The organism is Streptomyces spongiae (assembly GCF_009377185.1).
In the GTDB taxonomy this organism is placed as follows: domain Bacteria; phylum Actinomycetota; class Actinomycetes; order Streptomycetales; family Streptomycetaceae; genus Streptomyces; species Streptomyces spongiae.
On record NZ_VJZC01000715.1, the window covers coordinates 1 to 4,556 of the forward strand.

At 71.9% G+C, this 4,556-nt stretch carries 5 protein-coding genes; 3 read left to right on the top strand and 2 right to left on the bottom strand.

Going from position 1 to position 4,556, the window contains the following annotated elements:
• Both FNH08_RS45180 and FNH08_RS45185 read right to left on the bottom strand, forming a co-directional pair.
• A partial coding sequence (locus tag FNH08_RS45180) for a Type 1 glutamine amidotransferase-like domain-containing protein (protein ID WP_152777369.1) occupies positions 1–659 on the bottom strand: 659 nt, incomplete at its 3' end.
• Between the two features lie 68 nt (positions 660–727).
• A complete protein-coding gene (locus tag FNH08_RS45185; protein WP_152777371.1) occupies positions 728–1,654 on the bottom strand; it encodes an EamA family transporter in 927 nt (308 codons plus the stop codon).
• Positions 1,655–1,827: 173 nt separating this feature from the next.
• Here FNH08_RS45185 and FNH08_RS45190 point away from each other — a divergent pair, with 173 nt between their 5' ends.
• The 3 genes from FNH08_RS45190 to FNH08_RS45200 all read left to right on the top strand — a co-directional run.
• On the top strand, positions 1,828–2,745 hold the full coding sequence (locus FNH08_RS45190; RefSeq protein WP_152777373.1) for a LysR family transcriptional regulator: 918 nt from the start codon (positions 1,828–1,830) through the stop codon (positions 2,743–2,745).
• 78 nt (positions 2,746–2,823) lie between these two features.
• Positions 2,824–3,711: a hypothetical protein gene (locus FNH08_RS45195; protein ID WP_152777375.1), complete on the top strand. Its 888-nt coding sequence runs from the start codon at positions 2,824–2,826 to the stop codon at positions 3,709–3,711.
• Between the two features lie 29 nt (positions 3,712–3,740).
• Positions 3,741–4,556, top strand: an 816-nt coding sequence (locus FNH08_RS45200) for a caspase family protein (protein WP_194238844.1), incomplete at its 3' end; no start/stop codon positions are given.

A 4,556-nucleotide genomic window follows, 5' to 3' on the forward strand; every position in this document is an offset into this window, starting at 1 on the left:
CCCTTCTTGGGCACCTCGGTCACCGCCTCCACCAGCTCGGTCCCCCGGTACACCAGCCCCACCCCGTCATCGGTGCAGTGGCTGACCGGCAGCGTGCCCTCGGCGACCAGGCGGTGCAGCAGTGGCCGACGGCCCGGGTCGGTGTCGTAGTGGACGCCGTTTCCGTACGGCAGGAAGCCCAACGCGTTGGTCACCGGCCGAAGTTCGGGCCCGAAGGAGTCCGTCGTACCGCCCTGGAACCAGCAGATCGACCCCGCGCTCACCCCGGTGAGCACGACCCCCGCCTCCCAGGCCCGCCGCATGATCGCGTCGAGCCCGTGCACCCGCCACACCGCCAGCAGGTTCGCCACCGAGCCGCCCATGACCCAGACGACGTCCTGGTCGAGCACCGCTCCCTCCATGTCCGCGATGTTGGGCATGGGGAAGAGCTGGAGCGGCGTCAGGTCGAACCCCGCCACACGTGCCGCCTCGCTCGCCCGTGCGGCGAAGGACTCGGCGTCCCCGATGGCCGTACCGACGTACATGACCTTCGGCCGGCGCCCGGTCACGCCCGCGAGGTCGACCGCGTGGTGCACGAGCGCGTCGAAGGTGACCCTCGTGCGGTCTCCAGGGCGAAGTCCGCCCGAGGTGGCGACGATCGTGGGTTCCTGAGCCGTCATGATCCGGGACCCTAGCAAGCCCCCTGGCCCGTGGTCCCGTGGTATCCACGCCAAGAAAACGGCCGGAGTCACACGTTCACGGCAGGGCGTTCCGCACTGTCGGGAACGCCTTCCGTACGTACCCCTCCCGGCGACGCCGTCGACGCCGGCGCCAGTGAGGTCAGCGCCACGCCGCCCACGAGCAGGGCCGCCGCGCACCATCGCAGGTTGCTGACCGGCTCCCCCAGGAACAGGGCCGCCGAGGACATCCCGAAGACCGGTACCAGGAGCGAGAAGGGCGCCACCGTCGACGCCGGGTGCCGGCGCAGCAGCCAGCCCCAGACGCCGAACCCGAAGACCGTGGTCACCCAGGCTACGTACATGATCACCCCGATGCCCTGCCAGTCCAGCGCGCGCAGGGCGGCGAGGTCGGCGGACGGGCCCTCCGTCAGCAGGGACAGAAGCAGGAGAGGGACGACCGGCACCGTGCTGACCCACACCATGAAGTTCAGGGAGTCGGGCGGCGACGCCTTGCGGATGAGGACGTTGGAGACTCCCCAGCAGACCGCGGCCGCGATGACGAGCACGAAGGCGCCGAGCGGGCCGCCGGTCCCCTCGTCCACGGCGGCCACACCCACCCCGCACAGGGCGACCGCCATGCCCAGGAGCCGTACGCGGGTGGGCCGTTCGCCGAGGACCGCGAAGGCGATGAGGGCCGTGAAGACCGCCTGGATCTGGAGGACGAGCGAGGACAGCCCGGCGGGCATGCCCGCGTCCATGCCGACGAACAGCAGCCCGAACTTGGCCACCCCGAGCGCCAGACCCACCCCCAGGATCCACTTCCACGCGACCTTGGGGCGCCCCACGAAGAAGACCGCGGGCAGGGCGGCGGCGAGGAAGCGCAGGGCCGAGAAGAGGAGGGGCGGGAAGTGGTCGAGGCCGATCTCGATGACGGTGAAGTTCACGCCCCAGGCGGCGGTGACGAGAACGGCGAGGCAGAGGTGGGTGGGTCGCATGGGTCGAGCATCGGGGGTTCGTACTGTTCAGCACCAGCGATGTTTTCTGCATGGATGGATGTAGCGGTGCTTACGTAAGATACGGGTCCGCCCGTTCGCCAGGACGCCCGTTCGCCAGGACGCCCCCGTCCAGGCCATCCCCCGTCCAGTTCGTCACCCGCCCGGGAGCCCCCATGCTCGATCTGCAGCGCCTGCGTGCCCTGCACGCCGTCTCCGTCCACGGCACGGTCGGCGCCGCGGCGGCCGCCCTCGGGTACACCCCGTCGGCCGTGTCCCAGCAGATAGCGAAACTGGAGCGGGAGACGCGGACAGTGCTGCTGGAGCGTCAGGGGCGCGGTGTCCGGCTCACCGAGCACGCGCAGCATCTCGCCGCCACCGCACAGGAGTTGCTCGCGATCGTCGAGCGGGCGGAGACGGAGCTGGAGGAGCGGCGCGGGGTGCCGGCGGGGCGGCTGACGATCGCCGCGTTCGCGTCGGCGGCCCGGGGCCTGATGCCGGGGGTGCTCGCCGATCTCGCGGGGCGTCATCCGGCGCTCGACACCCGTCTCACGGAGGTGGACCCGCATCTGTCCGTGGACCTGGTGGCCAAGGGCGCGGTCGACATGGCGGTCGCGCACGACTGGGACATCGCACCGTTGCCGGCGCCTCCGGGGGTGGAGCACGCGGTGATCGGTGACGATCTGTCCGACCTGCTGGTGCCCGCGGGGCACCCCTTCGCGGCGCGCCCCTCCGTGCGCCGTACGGATCTCAAGGGGCAGCGGTGGGTCTGTCAGCCGCCCGGGCGGGTGTGTCACGACTGGCTGGTCCGTACGCTCCGGGAGGCCGGGTGCGAGCCGGACATCGTCCACCAGGCCGACGAGAACCCGACGCTCGTCGCCCTCGTCGCGGCGGGGCTCGGTGTCGGCCTGATCCCCCGCCTGGGGCGTGGCCCGCTGCCCGCGGGAGTGGTCGAGGTGTCCCTCGAACCCATGCCGGTGCGGCGGCTGTACGCCCTGTGGCGCCAGGGTGCGACCCGGCGGCCGGCGATCACGGAAACGGTCCGGACGTTGCAGGAGCACTGGCCCAAGGTGTCGGCGCACAGCGGCTGTTGACGAGCCGCGTCGCACGCCGCATGGCCCACCACGGGTAGGATCTCGGCCCTACGTGGAGCGTCTGCGGGGGTAGGGCTGATGGCAGCCATTGTGGTCGTGCACGGCATCGGCAAGCAGTATCTGGGCACACACTCGCTCCACGGCGATGTGGCGCCCGCGCTGCTCGACGGGGTACGCCTGGCAGGCGGGCCGTCCCTGAAGCCGAGCTACATCGAAGTCGCCTTCTACGGACACTGGTTCAGGCCACCCGGCTCGGCCGCGGCCAAGGGAGAACCGGCGTACGGCCACCGCGACGTCACCGATCCCTTCGAGGCCGAACTACTGCTGGCCCTGTGGCAGGAAGCGGCCCGTCTGGAGCCCGACCGGGTGCCCGCCCCGGACAGCGCGGCGAAGAGCAGGAGCAAGGCGGCGGTCCCGTACACCGTCCAACGGGCGTTGTACGCGCTCAGCAGGTCGTCCTTCCTGGCGGGGGTGGCCGACCGCTTCCTGATCGGGGTGCTGAAGCAGGTCCGCCGGTATCTGACCGACGACGGCGTCCGCGACCGGGTCCAACAGGAGATCGCCGCGTGCGTGGCCCCCGACACGCGCGTACTCGTCGGCCATTCCCTCGGGTCGGTCGTCGCCTACGAGGCCCTGTGCGCCCATCCCGAGTGGCCGGTCACGACCCTGGTCACCATCGGTTCACCGCTCGGCACCCCGCATCTCGTCTTCGACCGCCTGCGTCCGGCTCCGCGGGCCGGGACAGGCCGCTGGCCCGGTGCGGTACGCCGCTGGAGCAACCTGTGCGACCGACGGGACGTCGTCGCCCTGGCGAAGGAACTCGCCCCGCTCTTCCCGGACGCGGACAGGTCGGTCACGGACGTCCTCGTCGACAACGGCTGGCGGGCCCACGCCATCGAGCGCCATCTGACGGCCGCCGAGACGGGCGCCGCCATCGCCGAGGGCCTGGCCGGAGAGCCGCTGTGACCGGCCCTTCCGTACCACGGTGGGCGGTCGTGTCCGGCAATGGGGACTACGACCACCTTGAGGAACTGCCGTGCGTCGCGAAGGATCTCGACGTCATGGCGGACCTGCTCGCCCGGCTCGGCTACGAGGCCCCGCACCGCGTGTCCGGCTGTACGGCACAGGGGCTGCGCAAGGAGCTGGCGGACTGGGCGGCGGCCGAGGGCGACCGGGGCGACGGCGTCCTGGTCCTCTACTACACCGGGCACGGCGACCGCTCGTCCGACGACCGGCACTACGTGCTGTGCCAGGACAGCCGCCCGGGCCTCCTCAAAGGCACCGCGGTGGCCACCGAGGACGTCGTCGGCATCGTCACGGAGACCGGTCTGCGGCGGCTCCTGCTGATCCTCGACACCTGTTACGCCGGACAGGGCGCTGTCGACGCCGTCCGCGAGCTGGCCCGCAGCCTGACCGCGACCCGCGACGCCGACCAGCACCGGCTCACGTCGTTCTCCGTCATCGCCGCCGCCCGCCCGCTGGAACTCGCCGCGGACGGCGCCTTCACCGAGGCGTTCCGGGACGCCGTCGACGACCCCACGCTCGGTGGCCCGCGGCAGCGGAAGCTGTACGTGGAGCAGGTCGTCGACCGTGTCAACGACCTCCTCGCCGCGACCAGCCCCGGGCAGCACGCCACCTTCGGGACGCTCAGCGGGGACGAGGTCGCGTTGCTTCCGAATCCCCGTTACTCACCCGACGTTCCGGAGGAGGGCGTCGACCTCGCCGAGCAGGGGGTCGCGTTGAGCCCGGAGGGGCGACGGCGGCGGGAGGAGTGGCTCAGCCATTTCGGGCCGCGGGGGCGGGGGCTGGAG

What these genes read in the sequence shown, in the direction of transcription:
- FNH08_RS45185 (WP_152777371.1), bottom strand. Translation starts at nt 1,654, where the DNA reads ATGCGACCCACCCACCTCTGCCTCGCCGTTCTCGTCACCGCCGCCTGG.
- FNH08_RS45190 (WP_152777373.1), top strand. Translation starts at nt 1,828, where the DNA reads ATGCTCGATCTGCAGCGCCTGCGTGCCCTGCACGCCGTCTCCGTCCAC.
- FNH08_RS45195 (WP_152777375.1), top strand. Translation starts at nt 2,824, where the DNA reads ATGGCAGCCATTGTGGTCGTGCACGGCATCGGCAAGCAGTATCTGGGC.